General features: G+C 50.5%; 3 protein-coding genes. 1 reads left to right on the plus strand and 2 read right to left on the minus strand.

Annotation, left to right across the window (positions count from 1 at the left end; translation table 11 throughout):
• A partial coding sequence (locus tag ACIOZM_RS31715; RefSeq protein ID WP_401221604.1) for a hypothetical protein occupies positions 1–238 on the plus strand: 238 nt, incomplete at its 5' end.
• Positions 239–415: 177 nt separating this feature from the next.
• Here ACIOZM_RS31715 and ACIOZM_RS31720 read toward each other — a convergent pair.
• Positions 416–679, minus strand: a complete 264-nt coding sequence (locus ACIOZM_RS31720; protein WP_401221606.1) for a bacteriocin immunity protein — start codon at positions 677–679, stop codon at positions 416–418.
• A gap of 1 nt (position 680) precedes the next feature.
• Positions 681–2,346: S-type pyocin domain-containing protein (locus ACIOZM_RS31725; protein WP_401221609.1), on the minus strand; the 1,666-nt coding region annotated here is incomplete at its 5' end.

The raw sequence follows: 2,346 nt of genomic DNA on the forward strand, positions 1-2,346 counted from the left end.
CGCAGCGGCCAAGGTAAGACGTTGGATCAAGGAGCTACAAATCAACGTCAGTGAACACCGGGGCGATAAAGCGAAACCTTCGATTCATCTGAAATCTGTCAGCAATGGCGCGAGTTGCTCAGCGGCCAGTGGCTGGTGGCTTTACGGGGTATCCCGTGAAAGCCCGCTCAGAATACGGTTTCAAACGGGTAGGAAAAATACCGATTCCAGACATGCACCCCAACAACGACATGCGTAGCGCTAACCCTCCATCCAGCCGATCCATCACTGGCGAAAAGTCCCGTCTCAAGCGGGCATTCATCCTTTCGACCACCACCGGACGCAGATCCGGTCGATCTTCAACTGGAACAATAGGGCCGCCAAAACATGCGGTGGTTCAGTGAGTAAATGGAACTCCAACTCGCTTTTCGTCGTTCTAATTTTCAGTTTTAAATCCGGATTTCCCATTTGCCGTTCGCCAGATTTTGATGGCTTCAAGCACGCCGACGGGACTGTCTTCGAAACCTTCTTCCGGGTAGTACAAAACACCTGTTCCGTTTGGATGCTCAGACGTTATTACAATGTGTTCGACAAGGTCGTCGTGTTGTTTTTCTGATGGAAATCTACCTTGGAATAGTCGATCAATAATTTCGAGATATTCGCGCTCTGTGTACTCTTCCAGCTTTTCTTTTAGTTTCAATTCAAATTTCTCCTTTTTTGGAGTGGAATTTGATGTGTTGATGTGGTGTCAGTACGGTGAGATTGTTCACATCGTAGACTTCTCCACCCTGACTGATCGGTTTGATATGGTGAATCTCAAATTTTTGGCGTTTTCCTATCTGCTCGTTAGGGCGTGCGCTTGGCGCCAGGCCATCTCTCATGTCTATTTTGTTGAGTTGCGAAAATTGATCCAACAAAATCGAGTCACTTGCGACAGCTTTCCAAAACGCTCTTCGAAACGATCTGAAACTGGAGAACTCCCTTCCTCGAAATTTATCAGCAATCTGTTCAGGAATTGGTGCACCTTGCGGTGTTGAAGCTGCCCCTAGCCAATGAACTGATACCGGTTGCCCCATCCCACTAACGATTCCGGGATCTTGTCGTCGATCCCTGAACATCGTGAAAATCGGCGGAATGCCCGACTCGATTGGAAAGATGGTAATGAAACCACCAAATCCATAGAGATCGAGTTGAGGAAAGGGATCGATGCGGCCTGAGTCAGGAGTGACATCAGCGCCTTCATAGATCGGTAGCTCGGTGTCGAGTAAAGGAAAATCCGTTGAGGGATTCAGTGGCTCGACCAACGGAGTCCAAGTGACAATTGGACCGCCAGAGCCGGCAGGCGCGACGGTGGAAACGTAGACGTTTCTCTTGGTGTCGAAGTGAGCTTTTCTTACCGGAATATTACTGGGGACGGACACGCCATCGGTGCTGACAACTACGATTTCTACTCTATTCCCGACTGTCCTGGAGCCTAGCCTGAAGGGGATGTCGACTTCTTTGCCTGTAACAGCCAATTCATACAGGTCGTCCAGTGAACCCGGTGCAAGGTTTGAAAGTGGAACGCTTGCAGAATAAAGGTCGCCGTTACCCAGTTCGGAAGGAACGAGCAAGGCGGCAAATCCAACCAGAATTGGTGCAGCAGCTGTTGATGCTGTTGCTATAGCTATGGATACGGCCTTGCGAAGTGCTGTTGCAAGCGCCATTGCAGAAGTTGGATTGTTGTTAATAGCCCCCAGTGTTCCGGTAAACACAGGTCCAAAGACTGCCATTGAACCTGCGTTAGCGAACTCGGGATTTCTCCATCGGGCTTCTGATAGCGCCCGCCGTTGGGCTGTTAAACGTGCTTGTTTCGCTTGGTGCTCGGTCTTAGCCAATTTCTCGCGTTTTTGCAGTTCCCGGTTTGCCAGTTGAGTTTGTCGGCGAGCTACATCAGTAGCGGTCCTGATGACATTTCGTCGAACTTCCAGACTTTGATGTTCTTTTTGTAGTTGGTTTTTTATTCCTTCTATTCTCTCCTCCATTTCATTCTGGAGACGCGCCTGTTCAGCTGCGAAATGCTGGGCTAATGCCTCAGCATCGGCTTCCGCCGCGGCCAATGCGATTTTTAACGCATCAATTCGCTCTTTTTCCTGAGATTCAACTTGAGCATTCCATCGTGCTGATTCGGCGGCGATCCGCGCTTGCTCGAGAGCAAGACGTTGGGCTTCTGCCAATGCCGCTAGCCGTGCCTGCTCCCGAATGCGGGATTGCTCCTGCTTTCGGCGCCGGGCATTGGCCATGTCTTTTTGCCGTTGTTGCTCAGATGCGATTCGCGCACGTTCGGCTTCGAGTCGTTGAGCTTCCGCCGCTGCGGCTTGCGTACGA

Source organism: Pseudomonas sp. NPDC087346 (assembly GCF_044744235.1).
Lineage (GTDB): Bacteria > Pseudomonadota > Gammaproteobacteria > Pseudomonadales > Pseudomonadaceae > Aquipseudomonas.